Annotated in this window: 1 protein-coding gene; it reads left to right on the top strand. The window is 57.7% G+C overall.

The window, feature by feature from the left end:
* Positions 1-2,672, top strand: a 2,672-nt coding sequence (locus EAE91_RS23220) for a beta strand repeat-containing protein (protein WP_422615669.1), incomplete at both ends; no start/stop codon positions are given.

Raw genomic sequence — 2,672 nt, 5'->3', positions numbered from 1 at the left:
AAAAGTACCCGGCGTTTGCGTTGGATGTGGCGGCGCTGGGCGGCATGTATGCCCATAAAATCAGGCTGATAGGCACCGAAACGGGGGTGGGCGTGCACAATGCCGGTAATATCGGCGCGTCTGCCGGAGAGGTCCATATCACCGCCGAGGGCCGGATAGAGAACCGCGGCACCCTCAGCAGCCGGGATACGTTGCAATTAACTTCGTCTGCCGATGTCACTAACACCGGCAAATTGCTGTCACAATCGGCGGTGAATTTACAGGCGGGCGGTACGCTGGATAATCGGGGCCGGGTGGAAGCCCGCGGCGATACCACGGTCAACGCAGACACAATACACAGCAGCCATAACAGCGTATGGGCCGCGGGACTGGATGATAACGGTAACATCACCCGCCCCGGCTCCTTGACTCTGACCGCGCAGCACGTTCAGGCCAATGGCAAAAATCTGGCCACTGATACGCTGGCTGTCCACAGTCAGCAGATTGACCTGAGCGACAGCCAGACGGCCGCCGGGCAGATTCAACTGACTGCCGGTCAAGCGGGCATCAATACTGCTCGTGCTACCGTCAACGCCGACCGTTTGACGGCGAAAACGCCGGGCCAGTTTAACAACGACGGCGGCCAGTTAGTGGCGAAGGAAATCCACCTGACGACCCCGGATTTATCCAACCAGCAGGGAAAAATTAACCAGACCGGGACCGGTGAACTGGCGCTCCATACCCGCACTCTGAATAACCGTGAGGGGACAGTGTTCAATCAGGGGAAACGGCTGACCCTCACCACAGACCGGCTTAACAACCGTCAGGGCAATATTGCCAGTCAGGGCGAGGACCTGCATCTCACCGCGCATCAGGCCGATAACACTCAGGGCACCGTGCAACTGGCAGGCAACGGGAAACTGTCGCTCAACACCCAACGGTGGCTGGGTGATAAGGGCAAATTGCTCACCAATGGTGCCCTGACGATACAGGCCGGTGAACTGCAACTCAACCACGCCGACACTCAGGCCGGGCAGATAACCATCAACGCCGACACCCTGAGTCATCAAGGCGGCGTGATGCAACAACAGGGCAAAGATACCCTGACCCTCACCACCCGGAGGCTGGATAACCAGCACGGCACCCTTGCGGGCAACGGCAACCTGAACCTTAAAGCAACGACCGTCGATAATCGTCACGGCAACATCGTAGCCGCCGACAAAGGTTCGTTGACACTGACCGTCAGTGACACGCTGGGCAATCAGTCGGGCCGGGTGTTAAGCGGCGGGCAGTTAACCCTGCGCACCGGCGATATCAATAACACCGGCGGGATAATCGCGGCGGACGGCAAAACCACGCTGACCAGCGCCGAGCTCACTAATACTCAGGGACAGATTGCCGGGAATGGCGGGCTGGACATTCACAGTCAACAACTGATAAACCGCGAGGGGACCTTACAATCCGCCGACGCCCTGACTCTGGATACCGACGGGCAGTTGCTGGATAACCAGCAGGGCCAGATTATTGGAGAAGGAAAAACCACCGTCACCAGCGGCCCGCTGGACAATCACCACGGTCATCTCCAGGGCGGACAGTTGGCTATCGATACCCGACACGCCGCGCTGGATAACCGGGACGGCAAATTGTTATCCACGGACACCTTAACCCTGAATACTCACCAGCTCGATAATCGTCACGGGCAGGTGCAGGCGGTGGGCGACACTCAGCTTGATGTTGACACCCAAACCGATAACACCGGCGGCCTTATCCGTGGCGGTCAGCAATTGACCCTGAACACCGCTCGCCTGATTAACCGCGAGACGGCGCACACGGATAACGGGGTGGAAGCACAAAACCTGACGGTAAATGCGCAACAGGTAGACAATACTCAGGGCGCTTTACGGGCGGCCAATCACCTGCAAGCTCAGGTGAGTCACAAGTTGGATAATGCGCAGGGGTTAATCTCCGCGGGCAAACAACTTACTGTAGACGACAAGAGCGGGCACACCTCGCTAGCGATTAACAACCGGCAAGGCACGCTGATTGCCGGGGAACAGGCCACGATTAACGCACACTCTCTGAGCGGTGACGGCCAACTGTTATCACAGGGCAATATGGCGGTCACTTTAACTGAGGATTTTCACCATACCGGCAACACGGCGGCCAATGGCAATCTGACCCTGAAAACGACCAGTAATCTTATCAATGACCGCCAGATAAAAGCCGGTCAGGCGCTGCATCTTGACGCACACCATCTCACCAATAACGCCGCCGGTGAAATCAGCGCTAAACAAACGCAAATCCAGGTTCACGATACGCTGAACAATACCGGACTGATTGACGGCGGCTTAACCCATCTCACGGCCAACACTCTGAACAACACCGGCACCGGGCGCATTTACGGTGACCAAATTGCCCTCCAGACGGGCACACTGAATAACTCCGCACAGGACGGCAAAGCCGCGGTCATTGCGGCGCGTGACCAACTGGATATCGGCACCGGAACACTCAACAACCAGCATCATGCCCAGATTTACAGCGTGGGCGACCTGCGCATCGGCGGCCAGTTGGATAACGCCCTGACGGCCACCGGTCAGGCGCGTGAGCTCAATAACCACGCGGCGACGATTGAAGCCGGGCACCACTTGAAGATTAATGCCGACCAGATTAACAACACCAACGCCGGGTTGGTC

The organism is Photorhabdus noenieputensis (assembly GCF_018448935.1).
GTDB lineage: Bacteria > Pseudomonadota > Gammaproteobacteria > Enterobacterales > Enterobacteriaceae > Photorhabdus > Photorhabdus noenieputensis.
This window is presented reverse-complemented; position numbering and strand designations above follow the sequence as displayed.